13 protein-coding genes are annotated in these 14,964 nt (G+C 41.7%); 5 read left to right on the top strand and 8 right to left on the bottom strand.

Features of this window, described 5'->3' with window-relative positions:
- Window positions 1-3: 3 nt before the first annotated feature.
- The gene (locus tag H6G08_RS00585) at window positions 4-1,071 is read right to left on the bottom strand and encodes a DMT family transporter (protein WP_190538361.1); all 1,068 of its coding nucleotides are present in this window, start codon (window positions 1,069-1,071) and stop codon (window positions 4-6) included.
- A 172-nt stretch (window positions 1,072-1,243) separates the two neighbouring features.
- Window positions 1,244-1,957 (bottom strand): response regulator transcription factor, encoded by a 714-nt coding sequence (locus H6G08_RS00580; RefSeq protein WP_190538360.1) that lies wholly within the window; start codon window positions 1,955-1,957, stop codon window positions 1,244-1,246.
- A gap of 1,144 nt (window positions 1,958-3,101) precedes the next feature.
- On the opposite strand from H6G08_RS00580, the gene H6G08_RS00575 reads away from it, so the two are divergent.
- The gene (locus H6G08_RS00575) at window positions 3,102-3,554 is read left to right on the top strand and encodes a rhodanese-like domain-containing protein (protein WP_199322299.1); all 453 of its coding nucleotides are present in this window, start codon (window positions 3,102-3,104) and stop codon (window positions 3,552-3,554) included.
- 69 nt (window positions 3,555-3,623) lie between these two features.
- On the opposite strand, the gene H6G08_RS00570 is transcribed toward H6G08_RS00575, so the two are convergent.
- From H6G08_RS00570 to trpB, 3 genes are all read right to left on the bottom strand, one after another.
- The gene (locus H6G08_RS00570) at window positions 3,624-4,253 is read right to left on the bottom strand and encodes a ribonuclease H-like domain-containing protein (protein WP_190538359.1); all 630 of its coding nucleotides are present in this window, start codon (window positions 4,251-4,253) and stop codon (window positions 3,624-3,626) included.
- A gap of 311 nt (window positions 4,254-4,564) precedes the next feature.
- The gene (locus H6G08_RS00565) at window positions 4,565-5,113 is read right to left on the bottom strand and encodes a CAP domain-containing protein (protein ID WP_190538358.1); all 549 of its coding nucleotides are present in this window, start codon (window positions 5,111-5,113) and stop codon (window positions 4,565-4,567) included.
- 571 nt (window positions 5,114-5,684) lie between these two features.
- Window positions 5,685-6,926, bottom strand: coding sequence for a tryptophan synthase subunit beta (gene trpB, locus H6G08_RS00560; RefSeq protein ID WP_190538357.1), 1,242 nt, complete (start codon window positions 6,924-6,926; stop codon window positions 5,685-5,687).
- A gap of 298 nt (window positions 6,927-7,224) precedes the next feature.
- On the opposite strand from trpB, the gene H6G08_RS00555 reads away from it, so the two are divergent.
- The gene (locus tag H6G08_RS00555; protein WP_190538356.1) at window positions 7,225-7,566 is read left to right on the top strand and encodes a translation initiation factor; all 342 of its coding nucleotides are present in this window, start codon (window positions 7,225-7,227) and stop codon (window positions 7,564-7,566) included.
- A gap of 221 nt (window positions 7,567-7,787) precedes the next feature.
- Window positions 7,788-7,946: a YqaE/Pmp3 family membrane protein gene (locus H6G08_RS00550; RefSeq protein ID WP_096642965.1), complete on the top strand. Its 159-nt coding sequence runs from the start codon at window positions 7,788-7,790 to the stop codon at window positions 7,944-7,946.
- Between the two features lie 324 nt (window positions 7,947-8,270).
- Here the strand turns inward: H6G08_RS00550 and H6G08_RS00545 are convergent, their stop codons facing one another.
- The gene (locus tag H6G08_RS00545; protein ID WP_190538355.1) at window positions 8,271-8,762 is read right to left on the bottom strand and encodes a hypothetical protein; all 492 of its coding nucleotides are present in this window, start codon (window positions 8,760-8,762) and stop codon (window positions 8,271-8,273) included.
- Window positions 8,763-9,255: 493 nt separating this feature from the next.
- On the opposite strand from H6G08_RS00545, the gene H6G08_RS00540 reads away from it, so the two are divergent.
- Window positions 9,256-10,911, top strand: coding sequence for a mechanosensitive ion channel (locus tag H6G08_RS00540; RefSeq protein ID WP_190538354.1), 1,656 nt, complete (start codon window positions 9,256-9,258; stop codon window positions 10,909-10,911).
- Window positions 10,912-11,099: 188 nt separating this feature from the next.
- On the opposite strand, the gene H6G08_RS00535 is transcribed toward H6G08_RS00540, so the two are convergent.
- Together H6G08_RS00535 and H6G08_RS00530 are read right to left on the bottom strand one after the other, a co-directional pair.
- Window positions 11,100-12,248 carry an AI-2E family transporter gene (locus H6G08_RS00535; RefSeq protein ID WP_190538353.1) on the bottom strand — a complete coding sequence of 383 codons (1,149 nt, stop codon included), beginning with the start codon at window positions 12,246-12,248 and terminating at the stop codon, window positions 11,100-11,102.
- Window positions 12,249-12,340: 92 nt separating this feature from the next.
- On the bottom strand, window positions 12,341-12,532 hold the full coding sequence (locus tag H6G08_RS00530) for a hypothetical protein (protein WP_190538352.1): 192 nt from the start codon (window positions 12,530-12,532) through the stop codon (window positions 12,341-12,343).
- A gap of 293 nt (window positions 12,533-12,825) precedes the next feature.
- On the opposite strand from H6G08_RS00530, the gene ftsH reads away from it, so the two are divergent.
- The gene (gene ftsH / locus H6G08_RS00525) at window positions 12,826-14,763 is read left to right on the top strand and encodes an ATP-dependent zinc metalloprotease FtsH (protein WP_190538351.1); all 1,938 of its coding nucleotides are present in this window, start codon (window positions 12,826-12,828) and stop codon (window positions 14,761-14,763) included.
- The last annotated feature ends 201 nt before the right edge of the window (window positions 14,764-14,964 follow it).

The following is a 14,964-nucleotide window of genomic DNA, read 5'->3' as shown; positions in this document are numbered from 1 at the left end:
TAGCTAAGGTTGAATTTCTGGTTCTGTTTCTCTGATAGCTACAGTGATGGGATTTGCCTTCTTGACTGTAGCCGCTTCTAAAATCGGTTGCTGCTGTGTAGTTGTTTCGCTGACTGTCACAGTTTTGTTGGCTGCTAAGTTATCGCGCTGATTTATCAGATAGATACTAATTAAGGTAAGACAAACTCCCAGCCATTGTAAGGGACTGAGGACTTCGGAAAGGAACAGGTTGCCAAATAGCAGGGCAAAAACTGGCGTGAGAAAGGTAAGAGAACTGAGACTAGTGAGATTACCGCTAGAAGCAAAGTAGAAAAATAAACCGTAAGCGATCGCACTACCAAAAATTGTCGCATAACCCAACGCTACCCAATCAGATGGGACAAGATTCTGCCATTGCTGGGATTCTACAACTGATGACATCCCCCATAATGGCAAGCCTCCAATAATCATGTGCCATCCCGTAGCGACTACCGGATCGGCGTAGCGACAAACAAATCTAATTAATACTGTTCCTACAGCCATTGATAAAGCTGCTAACAGCATTAACCACTCACCACTAGCAAATAACTCTTGCCAACTACCAATGCTAATCTCTACACCAGAACCGAAAAGATGAATAATCCACTCATCGGGTAATCCAATTAAACTAATGCCAGAAACTCCTAATCCTAGTCCTAGCCATCCCCACAAACCAATTGTTTCTTGAAATAGCCACAAAGACATCAAAGCTACAGCCAAGGGTTGAGAATCAATCATTACAGATCCCAACCCGGCGCTAGTTCTGACTAATCCTTCTGCTAAAAAGCCTTGAAACAGAGTTCCATCCACTAAAGCAAATAAAGCAATCCACAGCCATGCATCCCATCCTTTTGGTTGGGGTCTACCCATGATTGCGGCGGCGATTAAAATTAAAACCCCAGCTGGTAACAAACGCACTCCGGCCATAAATAGTGGCGTCGTGTGGGGTATCACTCCTTTCATAGCTACCATTGCTGTACCCCACAAGAAAAACGGGGCGATGAGTAGTAGGGAAGCGATGGGGAGACGGGATGCACTGATTTTCAGCTGCATGGGTTTGCTGATACCTTAGGTGATTAGGTGCAAAAATTGCTTTACCTAATTTTACCTAAATATGTCTTTTTGTGAAGGAAATAATACTTAAGGTGATTAAATATACGATGATTTGAGTTGTCAGTTGTCAGTTGTCAGTTGTCAGTTGTCAGTTGTCAGTTGTTAGTTTTCACTATTCCGCAGTCTCCGGTGGCTCAAATTTGTAACCGAAGCCGCGAACGGTTTTAATGTATTCTGGCACAGTGGTATCTGCTTCCAACTTTTTGCGTAGCTGACCGATATGCACATCCACAACTCGTCCATCTCCTACATAGTCACAACCCCAAATTTTTTGAATTAACTGGGTACGACTCCAAGCTTGACCGGGATGGCTGGCTAAAAAATGGAGAATATTAAATTCTAAAGCGGTTAATGGTAAGGGTTTATCGTTGAGGGTAACTTCTCTTCCTTCAGGATTAATTGCTAGCTGGTGGAAGACGAGGCGCTGTGCTGGTGAGGGGTTGACTGTGCGGACGCGGCGTAACAAGGCTTGGACGCGAACTTCTACTTCCGCTAGGCTAAAGGGTTTACTCATAAAGTCATCTGCACCTGCGGACATGATCTTGATTTTGTCGGCTTCGTCAGTTCGGCTAGTGAGGATCAGAACTAATACATTAGTGCGTCGCTGCATTTCTTGGCAGAGGTTATAGCCTGTAGTATCGGGCAAATTCCAATCTAAAATCACCAAATCTGGGTTTAGTTGCTCAAATACAGTCAGCGCTGTCTTTCCATCTGCTGCAGATTCTATTTGATACTTGCGGCTTAAAAAGCGATATATCAGATTACGGACGCCGTAGTCGTCATCTACAATCAGAATTTTGGCATTAGTAGCAGGAACCATCACCATAAGTTTCTAGCCCATTGTTTATATGTCGATTCGCTATGCGATCGCTACTTGACAAGAAGCTACATTGACAGCTTCCATATATGCTTGCAGAATTTTTATTCCTAAAGAATATTTTCCAATATGCTTCCATACCTCGACTGCTGATATGTCAAAACCAAGTGATTAATCCCAATTTACTGCTGCTTGCCAGAAATAGCCACTATAATAACTTGGCTGTCTTTTCTTGCTGCGGAAGTTTCTCTGAACTTTAGCTTTTATACTTCTTGACAACCGATGATTTTTTTGACAATTTGGCACTTTTATACTTTTGACATGATTATACCAGGAAACACATTTCCTGCTGCATAATTCTATACAATCTGTTGCGGAGATGATTTGGTTATTTAGGACTAGCTATCAAGGGAAATTTTTGTAAAGAACAAGTATTAGTTTTATTACAAATTTTTATTTAGATAAAATCATATTTTTGTTTTTCGCTTCAGTCTAGGCATGAAAAATCTGGAGATATAGTTTTTATCTGTCATTTTAAATCTGATTTTGCCATAAATAACCTATAATTCTGGTATATTTGCCAAAATGTCCCTGAAGATAGATGTTTGAAGAATTTTGGAAAAATCTGAGAATAGTCAGCTCGCATTAGCTAACAAAGCCTGTATTACTGGAAGCGATAGATAGCTGAACCTAAATTATTAGGATCGTTATTCGCGGTTATCAATTAGTATTTTTTTAGACTCGCTTATCGAAAAATTATCTGTAAAAAATGAATCTCATAAAACTTATCATCTAAAGCCTTGAAAATTAATAAACATGAGAATATTTAGCAATATGTAATATGGGAATATTCTCAATCAAGGATTTTAAATTGCCTGTAAATAATACTTTGATAATTTCGCTCAAATATATATTGATTCAATCCAGAACAAGAAAAAATTATGATTATGTATTTACTCAGTCCTTAAGTTTTAGGGATAGAGTGACAATAATTTTATAATTTTAACTGATTAATATTTTTGTATTTCCTTAAAAAATTTAACCGTAATGAGTCTATCTAAAGAGATAATTTGCTGATATTCATCCCAAAGAAAGAGCAAATAAAACTCTGTGATTCGATACATTGCTGATAATGTAATCAGCAAGAGAAATTATGTCTAATCTCATAGATAATATCATTCCCCAACAGCCACCCATCGAGCCACAATCTGATGTTCATGTACTCAAGGCTCGTTTAGAATGGGGTGAACCAGCCTTTACAATCCTGGATGTGCGCGATCGCCAAACCTTTAATGAAGGTCACATTCTGGGAGCAATGCCAATGGCTAATGATGAATTGGTAAGCCGTGCAACATCATCTATAGATAAAAGCCGGGATATTTATATTTACGGTGCTAGCGATCAAGAAAGCGCTCAAGCTGTAGAATCCCTTCGCGGTGCTGGATTTGAGCATGTATCTCTACTTAAAGGTGGTCTGGCGGCTTGGAAAGCTATTGGCGGCCCAACAGAAGGTACAATTGAAGCTTTAACTCCTCCCGGCGCTGGAGATTATAATGTTGTATCTCGGATACAAGAACACGCAGAAACCCAGAAAAAAGATGTCTAGTATTAGTCATTAGTCATTGGTCATTAGTCATTGGTAGGACAAATGACTAATGACTAATTTTAGCTGTAGTTAATGTTCAAATATATCCTTAAACTGCATCAAGTCTAAGGATACGATTGTTGGCAGAGCTTGAAAACATTCTTGGGCAATCTGCCAACGCTCTTCTCTTTTGAGCATGGCAATCAGTTTTTGCTGTACGCTGAGTAAATAGCGAACATCATTAGCGGCATAGCTGAGTTGTTCTGTGGATAAATGATCGGCATTACCCCAATCAGAACTTTGAGCGCTTTTATCTAGCTCGACTTTTTCTAATTCTTGCACGACATCCTTCAATCCGTGACGATTAGTGTAAGTGCGAGCTAATTTACTAGCTATTTTGGTACAAAAAATCGGCTTGACGCTAATTCCGAGGTTGTGCTGCAAAGTAGCAACGTCAAAGCGTGCAAAGTGAAATACTTTCAGGACATTAGCTGCTTCCAACAGTTTTTTTAAGTTTGGTGCTGTAGTTTGTCCTTTAGCGATCCGAATTGCAGTTACTTGACCTTCTGGGTTACATAGTTGGACAAGACAAAGGCGATCGCGCTGTGGTAACAACCCCATTGTTTCCGTATCAACTGCGATCGCCTCTGATTTTAAATATTGGGTCAGTGCAGCGTCACTAAGGTCGCGATCGCTTACCTGAAAATCTTGTAATGTCATGAATCACTCAAGAATAAATGCAGTGTCCAATGGGAGCATCCTAATTTTGACGCAATACCCTAGAAGGGTATTGCTATACCAACAAAGCCTGCCTTCGCAGGCTAAAAGTTTGATAGCCTGCGAAGGCAGGCTTCGTATTTCTAGTCCCACCCTTATAGGGTGAGGGCGTTTTTGCACATTTGGGATGCTCCCGTGTCCAATAGAAGCAGGTTTCACTAGACACTACATTATTATTGTGCAAAAAAATCAGAAATTCTAGTAGTACGTCTCATTCGTTGTCAGAAGTTGCTGGTAGTCATTAAGGCAAACTACTAGTTTGTGCGTAAGAAAATTTGTGTGAGATAGACTTCACCTTTTTGATTAGTAGCTACACCTATGCCTGTGAGATTATACTTACCCTGGATGTTTTTGAGATGACCAGGACTATTTAACCAACCAACAATAGCTTGTGATGCGGGGTCGCTATATCCTTGGTTAAAAGCCAGATTTTCTCCAGCACTACTATAAATAATAGGGAGAACTGTAACTCGTTGTTTAAATCCTTGATGGCTAAAAGGAACTTTCCCACTAGCCATATTTTGACTATGAATTCTTGCCTGCCGAGTGATACTTGCATTGAGGCTCAACTTTGGCAAACCAACCGAAACACGATATCGATTAACTTTATCAAATACTGATTTTTCTAGAGCAGTTGTGTTAAAAGCTGTAGTTGGTGCAGCAGTTTGATTTGCAGCAATCGATACAGATTGATTATGAGTAGGTTTGTTTGTGGAACTGTGACCTGGAATAGGAGAAGTTGTTAATCCACTAGCAAGGACAAGCGTACTTAAAGCTATGCCAAAAGCAGTTTGTCGAAACATTGAAATTACTGATGCCTAGAGTGGTAAGACCTCTACTCTATCGTATTATTCCTAGCAGAAATACTAGGATAATATGAAGGATTGATGAACTTTAAAAAGTTTGCAATTACTTTACAGTAACTATAATAAAACACCTCCAAAATTACACAATTCAAAATCGCTAATCATGCTTAAACTGTTTAGCTTTAGTGCTATATGAAAATAATGTGAATCTTTAAAAAAGATAATGTAGTATCATCTAGACAAATGTCACGGTAACTACATTTTGCATTAATTAATTCAATGTATATCTTCGCGAATTTATACGGATTTATGCTGTATTAGATTATTTGCTTGACAGAAATTGTCTTAATAAATTTGCAGAGAAAAGTTATTTTTATATTATTTTAATAATTAAAAATTCAGTATTTATTGGTAGTTAATTAATAGTAAAAAAGGCAACACAGATATTTTTTGCCCTATATTAAAGTGAAATGATATTAGCGATCGCGTCCCTAGTAGACAAAAATAGTCAGCAAGAGGGCACAGGAAACTTTTGTCCCATGCCCAATGCCCCATGCCCCATGCCCAACTATGCAGGATTTAAGAACTTAGCGACAGTTTGGACATCTTTATCGCCGCGTCCGGAGCAGTTAATGACAATTCGCGGGCTACCAGTGAGTTGTGGACAGAGAGTTTCCAGGTAGGCGATCGCGTGGGATGTTTCCAAAGCTGGGATAATACCTTCTAAGCGCGATAATTTTTGGAAGGCAGCTAAAGCTTCAGCATCGGTGACGCTGTAATATTCAGCGCGTTGTGTATCTTTCAAATAGCTGTGTTCTGGCCCGACACCGGGATAATCTAACCCCGCGCTAATTGAGTGAGCTTCAATTACTTGTCCATCCCCATCTTGCAACAAATAGCTCATGGCTCCGTGCAATACACCAACTTGTCCTTTTGTCAAGGTAGCGGCATGTTTATTAGTGTCTACACCTTCTCCGGCTGCTTCAATACCAATTAAGCGCACCGAAGACTCGTTGATAAACTCATAAAATAATCCCATTGCATTGGAACCGCCACCCACACAAGCCATGAGAATATCTGGCAAACCGCCCCATTTTTCTTGAGCTTGGGCACGAGTTTCTTGACCAATCACGGCATGAAAATCACGTACCATCATGGGGTAGGGATGGGGGCCTGCAACTGAACCCAGAATATAGTGAGTGGTTTCTACATTTGTCACCCAATCGCGAATCGCCTCAGAAGTAGCATCTTTGAGGGTTCCGGTTCCTGCCGATACCGGACGCACTTCTGCGCCCATTAATTTCATGCGGAATACATTTAAGGCTTGACGTTCCATATCGTGAACGCCCATATAAATAATGCATTCCAAGCCAAAACGAGCGCAAACTGTGGCTGTAGCTACACCATGTTGTCCGGCACCAGTTTCGGCAATAATTCTTTTTTTGCCCATGCGCTTTGCTAGCAGCACTTGACCCAGGGCATTATTAATTTTATGTGCGCCAGTGTGGTTTAAGTCTTCTCGCTTTAAATAAATTTGCGGCCCCGTACCATCTGGGCGCGCATAATGAGCAGTTAGGCGTTCTGCAAAATACAATGGTGTGGCGCGCCCTACATAGTCTCGCAGCAGTTGTTGTAGTTCGTTAAGAAACTCAGGATCTTGACGATATTGCTGATAAGCTGCTTCTAATTCAGCCAGCGCAGGCATCAGTGTTTCCGGGACGTACTTACCGCCAAAGCGTCCAAAGCGTCCTTGTGTATCGGGAACAGAAGCAGTAGATGGGGTACTTGGAGAAATGGGTGTGGTAGTCACGGACTGATCTCTACGATGGGACGAACTTTATTATAGAAAAGTCTGGGCGGTATGGGATAAGAAGTGCGATCGCTCGCGGCTAATATTACTACTCCCCAGTGTATTTTGAATTTACTAGGACTTACGCAGTGTCAGATATTTTTCATGCTTTTTGTCAATGGTCAATAGTCAATAGTCCAAAAACCTGAATTTTGACCATTGACTTTTGACTTTTGACCACCCTTGTGAGGGTTTTTGTGTTCGGTGCGTAAGTCCTATTTACTTGATTCTTAACTTTTGATTAAAATTTCTAACTTCTATGTCTTCTGGCAACTCTTCTGATAAACACTTCGTCTATCGCGAATTTGGGGGTGATAACTCACCTGCTGTAGAAAGACCGATTGCGGAATTACCACCGCAACAGCAAAATCTAAAAGTGCAAGCAACCCGCAAGGGACGTAAAGGTAAAACTGTCACCGTAATTAGTGGTTTTCAGTCCAAACCCGAAACCTTGAATGATTTGGTCAAACAATTAAAAACTCAGTGCGGTACAGGCGGTACTGTTAAGGACAATGAAATTGAAATTCAAGGCGATCATAAACAGAAAATTGTGGAGATTTTAACCAAGCTAGGTTATAAAGCCAAAATCAGTGGTGGCTAGTCATGAAATTTTCTGGAAATCAGTAGTTAGGACTTGAAGATGACTATAAATGCAGCGGAAAGGAAATGAGAAAAAAATTTACCATCTCCTTCTCGAAAACATTATATAGTTCGCTTAAATCAAGCTTAATTACTTGAGAGTAAGACTGAGCCAAACGGCTGATTTTATCTTTAAGAGGTTCAATGTAAATCGGCTCGCTATTAAAATCACAGGAGGTTTATATGGATTTAGTGCGGATTCTAGCAGCAGTTTTTCTTCCACCTTTAGGGGTATTTTTGCAAGTAGGGATTGGCAAAGATTTTTGGATAAATATTATCTTGACATTTTTCGGCTATCTGCCGGGAATTATTCATGCTGTATGGGTAATTGCTAGGAAATAATTCTACAGGCAGTTAAATTGTCAGTGCGATCGCTAATTTTAGAGTAAAGAGCGATCGCACTTTAAGTTAAGTTAAATTATCACCTCTAAAAATAAGAATATTGACAAAATAATGGCGTTGCTGTTGAACCATCCATTAGCAACGCCAAAATAATTTAATTTTTGCTAAATTCTGCCAAATGCCAGTTCAAATGGCGTAAAAGTCCAGAATACAATTCTTTTGACTGTTGACAACTGTACGGGCGGGTTCACAAATATCCTCACTGATCAACGATAATTCTCAATAAACCCGCCCCTACTGACGGTTGGCTTCTGCTTTGCAGTACTAACGGGATGTTTGATTTGTGGCTGGTTTCCCACGTTCCTGCTGGTACAATTTGACAACTTTCTGTACATAGGTAGCAGTGAAGCCACTATTACAACCTGTGTATTGGCCAGTCATCCACCAACAAGCTACACCATTTACCGCCCCTATTTCATTATTGTTACGGGCACGCAATTGCTGGTTTAACTCGCGGCGTGCGATACAGGAAACAATTTGGCGGGCTGTTTCTGGGCTATTTTCAAACTGTGTTGGTGTAATCTCTTTTTTCAAACAAGTTCTAGCCCAACCTTTGAGAGTTTCTGGTTTAACTTGCCATTGACTATAAAGTCCATCGTTTTGGGAGCCAGTTTGGGGTGCGGCTTGACGCAATGCTTCTACCATTGCTGCAACTTGAGTGTTAGTAGCCTGCTGTTGTGCTTGCACTAACATTGGCGACAGTCCTACGCTGACAACCACTCCGCTAAGTATGAATCTTATGAAGTTATTTTTCATGACTTGGACTTGATTTTTAAAGGCCAAGCATCAGCATACTACGTATTTATACTTCTTAATAATTGCTGTATTGGCAGTAAATCTAAGCTTTCAGCAGAAAATTAGTACGAGCCGACAATTTTTGACTATCTAGCTACTTGTATTAATTTTGGCTATCAGTACTTATATAAATCTTTGTTTTCTCTTATTTGTCGAAAAGTCGAAAAACCCAGCATTGCTATGCTTTTTAGGTTAACTCATCGAAGAAGGGAATAGGGAACGGGGAACGGGGAACGGGGAACGGTTCCTTGTTCCCTATTCCCTATTCCCTGTTCCCTTTTAACTTGAATGTTAAAAATTAGTCTGGATAAAAGTAGCAAATATGTTTTTACTGGTAAATTGTTAGGCAAAATGCCCGTAAACTTACGGGAATGCCGGATTGTACACCACAATCCACGCCAGAAGTAATTTTCAACATTCTGGCTTAACAATTAACTTTTAATTGCGAAAAACCATGAACGCAAATTGGCTGGAAATAACCCAGGTAATAGAAAGTGGTTTGTCGATGAGGGTGCAGCAATTTTTAGCACAATCACCAACTCTACCACCAACGGAACAACCAGCTGTTAGCCAGGGAATTACTGATTTACAAGGTCTGGTCAACCCGATAATTCAGTTTATGCCTAAAGTGCTGGCGGCTGTATTAATTTTGTTAATTGGTTGGTTGCTGGCGGCGATAGTAGCGACAGCAACGCGAAAAGTCTTGAATCGCACGAACATAGATAACCGCATCGCCTCTGGTGTAACAGGTCGAGAAGATGTTCCCCAAGTGGAACAATTAATCTCTGGCTTAGTTTTTTGGAGTATTATTCTGTTGACGGTGGTAGCTGTCTTACAAGTTCTCGGACTGGAAGTAGCTTCACGACCGTTGAATAATTCCCTGGATCAACTGGTAGGCTATTTACCTAAGTTAGTGGGTACAGCGATTCTTTTCGGTATCGCTTGGGTAGTGGCTACGCTGGTTAAGGTGTTGACATTGCGCGCACTGCAAGTACTCAGGTTAGATGAACGCTTGAATGAGGAAGCAGAAGATGGCACATCTGGCTTTGCACAGTTGTCTGCTAGTGAAACCATTGCTAATGCGCTGTACTGGTTTATCTTTTTACTATTTCTCGTTCCCGTTCTCGATACTTTAGGACTAAGGGAAGCGTTACAACCAGTAAAAGCGCTGATTACCGAAATTCTGTCAATTCTGCCGAATATTTTAGCAGCCACCTTAATTGCGGCTGTGGGCTGGTTTTTGGCGAATATCGTGCGGCGCGTCATTAGCAATTTGTTGAGCGCCACAGGAATTGACCATTTAGGTAGTCGATTTGGGATCTCGCCCACAGTAGGAGTTCAACCCCTATCGAATATTGTTGGCACAATTGTCTACATTTTAATTTTGATTCCTGTCGCGATCGCATCTCTCAATGCTTTAAAAATTGAGGCGATATCTGTGCCTGCGATCGCTATGTTACAGCAGATCCTCAATGCTTTACCTGCGATATTTTCTGCGATCGCAATTCTGATTCTCGGTTATTTCTTAGGGCGGTTTGTTGGCGATTTAGTCACGAGTATCCTGACTAGCTTTGGTTTTAATAACATACTTGCCGTACTGGGTTTACCATCGCCAAGACCAACAGCCGTCTACACTGAAACTGGCGCACCCGTATCTACACCAACCCGTACCCCATCAGAAATTGTGGGTATTGTGGTTTTAGTCGGGATTATGCTATTTGCTACAGTCGCAGCAGTAAATATTTTAAATATTGCTGCCCTAACAGCATTGGTATCGGGAATTCTGATTATATTTGGGCGAATTCTCTCAGGATTAGTAGTATTTGGCATTGGTTTATTTTTAGCCAACCTAGCATTTAGCATTATTGCTAGTTCCGAGAGTCCCCAAGCCAGGATTTTAGGTCAAGTAGCGCGGATTTCCATTATTACCTTAGTATCCGCAATGGCACTGCGACAAATTGGTATAGCTAGCGATATTGTAAATTTAGCATTTGGCTTGTTGCTAGGTGCGATCGCTGTAGCTATTGCCCTAGCTTTTGGACTTGGTGGACGGGATATTGCCCGCGAACAAGTTAGAGAATGGTTAGATTCTTTTAAAAGCAAGGGTTAGGTAAATTGGGCATGGGGCATGGGGCATTGGGCATTGGGCATTGGGCATTGGGCATTGGGCATTGGGCATTGGGCAAAGACGCGATGAATCGCGTCTCTACAATATTTATTCATTTGTCCTCCTTGTCTCCCCTGCTCCCTGCTCCCTCTCCCCCCAATCCCCAAAGGGGGCCCCGAGTCCCCCCTGCCTTATTCTTCGCGCTGAACTGCATCATCAACTGGCTGTTCTCTATCGCTCTCCGAATTCTCCCCATCCCAAGGATCGTCTGATTTCCCAGAACTAGAGACTATGACTAATTCAGCTTCTTGTTCATGACTCGGCCCCCATTCATCTAAAACATCTTTAACTAAAACTTCTTGTAACCAAATTTTGGCAACGACTGTTAAAGGTAGAGCTAAAAATAATCCTAAAAACCCAAAGAAAGTCACAAAAAATAATTGCGAAATTAATGTCACGGCTGGCAATAATGAAACTTGATGCGCCATGACAACTGGTGTAATAAAATTACTTTCCGCTTGTTGAATCACAAAGTAGAGAATCAAGACAGCAACAGCTTTCCAAGGTGCATCTAAAAGTGCGATCGCCATTGCGGGAACTATACTCAATGTCGGGCCGAGGTTGGGTATTAAGTTTAAAAATCCGGCTAATACACCCAAAGCTAATGCAGCCTTAACGCCTAAAGCTGATAAACCAATGAAACTCATCAGCCCAACTACAGCCATCGCAATCAAAGCACCGACTACCCATCCTTCCAAGGAAGTTTCACACTGATCTAAAATCCCGTCTACTCGCCGCCGATAAAATGAGGGGAAAAGGCGGACAAATACACGGCGATAAGCGTCAGGATTGGCTAATAACATACCAGTTAAAACCAGCACCAACAGAATTTTTAGCAGTGCTTCTAAGGAACCAGAAACAAAGGCAAAAGAATTTCCGACTAGCTTATTAATGAATGGCTGTGCCTGTTGAATAAGACTATCTAAATCGGGAATATAAGGTATTAACTGATCGGGAACCTGGGTTTTCAGTTCGTTAAACCAACCATTAAAACGTTCTAAACCTTGGGGAACTCGGTATGTGAGTTCATGAAACTGAGTCACAAACGGCGGGACAATTACCCGGAAAAAGCCCACAATCAAGGCAAAAAATATCACCACCGAAAGTATAACGGCGAAGCCGCGCTTCATTCCCCAGCTTTGGAAGCATCGCGCTAGGCGATTTAAACTAGTAGCTAATACAACTGCGGCAAACATCAGTAATAAAACTTCTTTTATTTGCCACAATATGTATAAGGAAAGAACTATGGCGATTAAGCCAATCCATTGACCTAAGTTCACAGGCTGACTCCCGACAGTTGGCTAGCTACATTATTCCTGACAATGCAGCTAGGTTAGCTGATTTTAGCAACTGCGGTCTATAGGACGAAGGTTTAATTTTGCCTTTGTGTCTGAAATCGCCAGAATAATGCGATCGCCATAATCACAGGCGGGGACAAAACCATCAATAAAGCTACCGCATCTGTCCCCGGAACCCGCAAACTCGGTGCTGCATATTTAATCAAAAACGACAGCACAGTCGAGAGTACAAATACTTTTAGCAACAATCCCAGCTTATTTTCCATACAAGTTCGGCAATACGCATTTTTCTGTCGGGTATACCCCAATTGGGTTTACGCCATCTAGTTTCTAGAATAGTCCTAACTGCAACAAAACTTTGCAATTAACGTTACGTTGTTGGGCATGGGGCATTGGGCATTGGGCATTGGGCAAGAGACGCGATGAATCTTGGGCAGAGACGCGATGAATCGCGTCTCTACAATTGTTCCCCCTTGTCTTCCTTGTCTCCCTTGTCCCCCTTGTCCTCCTTCCCTAGCCCCGCCGCTTTACAAAAAAATTTATTTGAGGGTACATCATAATGCCTGTAGAAACTAATAATAAAAATCAAATGAAACCTTCGAGATGGCGGCAGTTTGGTGGCAGCTTCTTGATATTAGTAACTTTCTTATTGCTGCTTAACTTAATTGTTCCCAGTTTCTTTGGGCCGAAATTGCCCCAGGTTCCTTATAGTGACTTTATTAGCCAAGTGCAAGCTGGTAAAGTTGAACGGGCAATAATTGGTGGCGATCGCATTCAATATATGATCAAAACCCAAACCCCCGATGGTAAACCAGCAGAACAGGTATTAAGTACTACACCAGTAGCTATTGACTTGGATTTACCAAAGATTCTCCGGGAGAATAACGTTGAGTTTGCTGCACCACCGCCAGATCAAAATGGTTGGCTGGGGACTTTAATTAGCTGGGTAGCGCCACCGTTAATTTTCTTTGGTATTTGGGCATTTTTGATGAATCGTCAAGGCGGCGGGCCGGCTGCGTTAACGGTAGGTAAAAGTAAGGCGCGGATTTCTTCTGATGGCAGCACAGGTGTGAAATTTACGGATGTGGCTGGTGTCGATGAAGCCAAGGTGGAATTAGAAGAAATTGTTGATTTCTTGAAAAATGCCGATAAATACACCCGCTTAGGCGCGAAAATTCCTAAGGGTGCATTGTTGGTAGGGCCTCCAGGGACAGGAAAGACATTATTAGCAAAAGCGATCGCAGGTGAAGCTGGCGTTCCTTTCTTCAGTATTTCTGGTTCGGAATTCATCGAATTATTCGTTGGTGTCGGTGCGGCGCGGGTTCGTGATTTATTTGAGCAAGCGAAAAAACAAGCACCCTGTATCGTCTTTATTGATGAATTAGACGCCTTGGGTAAATCTCGTGCTGGTGCTGGCGGTTTTGTGGGCGGTAACGACGAACGCGAGCAAACCCTCAACCAGTTACTCACGGAAATGGATGGTTTTGATGCTAATACAGGTGTCATTATTATCGCCGCTACCAACCGTCCTGAAGTCCTCGACCCTGCATTACGTCGTCCCGGACGCTTTGACCGCCAAATTGTTGTGGATCGCCCTGATAAAATCGGTCGAGAAGCGATTCTCAAGGTTCACGCTAGAAACGTTAAATTAGCTGATGATGTTGATTTAGCTACTATCGCTATCCGTACACCAGGGTTTGCAGGTGCAGACTTAGCTAACTTAGTTAACGAAGCCGCACTGCTAGCAGCCCGTCAAAATCGCCAAGCCGTAGTCATGGCAGATTTTAACGAAGCGATTGAGCGTTTAGTGGCTGGTTTAGAAAAACGTTCTCGCGTGTTAAATGAAACCGAGAAAAAGACCGTAGCTTATCATGAAGTTGGTCACGCGATCGTCGGTGCATTAATGCCTGGGGCTGGTAAAGTAGAAAAAATCTCCGTTGTCCCCCGTGGTGTTGGTGCTTTGGGTTATACAATCCAAATGCCAGAAGAAGACCGCTTTTTGATGGTAGAAGACGAAATTCGCGGTAGAATTGCCACTTTATTAGGCGGACGTTCGGCTGAGGAAGTTGTGTTTGGTAAAGTGTCTACTGGTGCGTCTGACGATATCCAAAAAGCGACAGATTTAGCAGAACGAGCAATTACCATCTATGGTATGAGCGATAAACTCGGCCCTGTAGCGTTCGAGAAAATTCAACAGCAATTTATCGAAGGCTATGGAAATCCTCGCCGTTCGATTAGTCCCCAAGTTGCAGAGGAAATTGATAGAGAAGTGAAGCAAAGTGTAGATAATGCTCACCACATCGCTTTAAGTATTCTGCAACATAACCGGACATTGCTAGAAGATACTGCACAAGAACTGTTGCAACAAGAGATTTTAGAAGGTGCATCTTTGCGCGAACGTCTCAAGCAAGCTGTCGCACCAGAAGAATTAAATGAATGGTTGCGTACAGGTAAGATATCGGAAGATAGACCTTTGTTGCAGACACTTTTGGTGTAAAGGTTTGAGATTGAACTAAAAAAGCGATCGCTCTTTGAAAAGGCGATCGCTTTTTTTATAGGTAGGAGGATTAGGTAATTGTATTTCCACAACATTCATCAGCGCAATAATCTGTTAAATAAACATAAAATTATATTGCAGTTATGCACAAGTCATATATATTTTTTTACCAATCAAGAATAAATAATGCATTACTGTTTA

Source organism: Calothrix anomala FACHB-343, assembly GCF_014696435.1.
In the GTDB taxonomy this organism is placed as follows: Bacteria; Cyanobacteriota; Cyanobacteriia; order Cyanobacteriales; family Nostocaceae; genus Aulosira; species Aulosira anomala_A.
The sequence above is the reverse complement of the archived record's forward strand: the minus strand, read 5'-3'. Positions and strand labels throughout refer to the sequence as shown.

Bases quoted from the DNA above. Each gene is read 5' to 3' on its own strand.
- H6G08_RS00585 (WP_190538361.1), bottom strand. From the start codon at position 1,071: ATGCAGCTGAAAATCAGTGCATCCCGTCTCCCCATCGCTTCCCTACTA.
- H6G08_RS00550 (WP_096642965.1), top strand. From the start codon at position 7,788: ATGGATTTAGTGCGGATTCTAGCAGCAGTTTTTCTTCCACCTTTAGGG.
- H6G08_RS00530 (WP_190538352.1), bottom strand. From the start codon at position 12,532: ATGGAAAATAAGCTGGGATTGTTGCTAAAAGTATTTGTACTCTCGACT.
- H6G08_RS00570 (WP_190538359.1), bottom strand. From the start codon at position 4,253: ATGACATTACAAGATTTTCAGGTAAGCGATCGCGACCTTAGTGACGCT.
- H6G08_RS00565 (WP_190538358.1), bottom strand. From the start codon at position 5,113: ATGTTTCGACAAACTGCTTTTGGCATAGCTTTAAGTACGCTTGTCCTT.
- H6G08_RS00540 (WP_190538354.1), top strand. From the start codon at position 9,256: ATGAACGCAAATTGGCTGGAAATAACCCAGGTAATAGAAAGTGGTTTG.
- H6G08_RS00580 (WP_190538360.1), bottom strand. From the start codon at position 1,957: ATGGTGATGGTTCCTGCTACTAATGCCAAAATTCTGATTGTAGATGAC.
- H6G08_RS00545 (WP_190538355.1), bottom strand. From the start codon at position 8,762: ATGAAAAATAACTTCATAAGATTCATACTTAGCGGAGTGGTTGTCAGC.
- H6G08_RS00575 (WP_199322299.1), top strand. From the start codon at position 3,102: ATGTCTAATCTCATAGATAATATCATTCCCCAACAGCCACCCATCGAG.
- ftsH (WP_190538351.1), top strand. From the start codon at position 12,826: ATGCCTGTAGAAACTAATAATAAAAATCAAATGAAACCTTCGAGATGG.
- H6G08_RS00555 (WP_190538356.1), top strand. From the start codon at position 7,225: ATGTCTTCTGGCAACTCTTCTGATAAACACTTCGTCTATCGCGAATTT.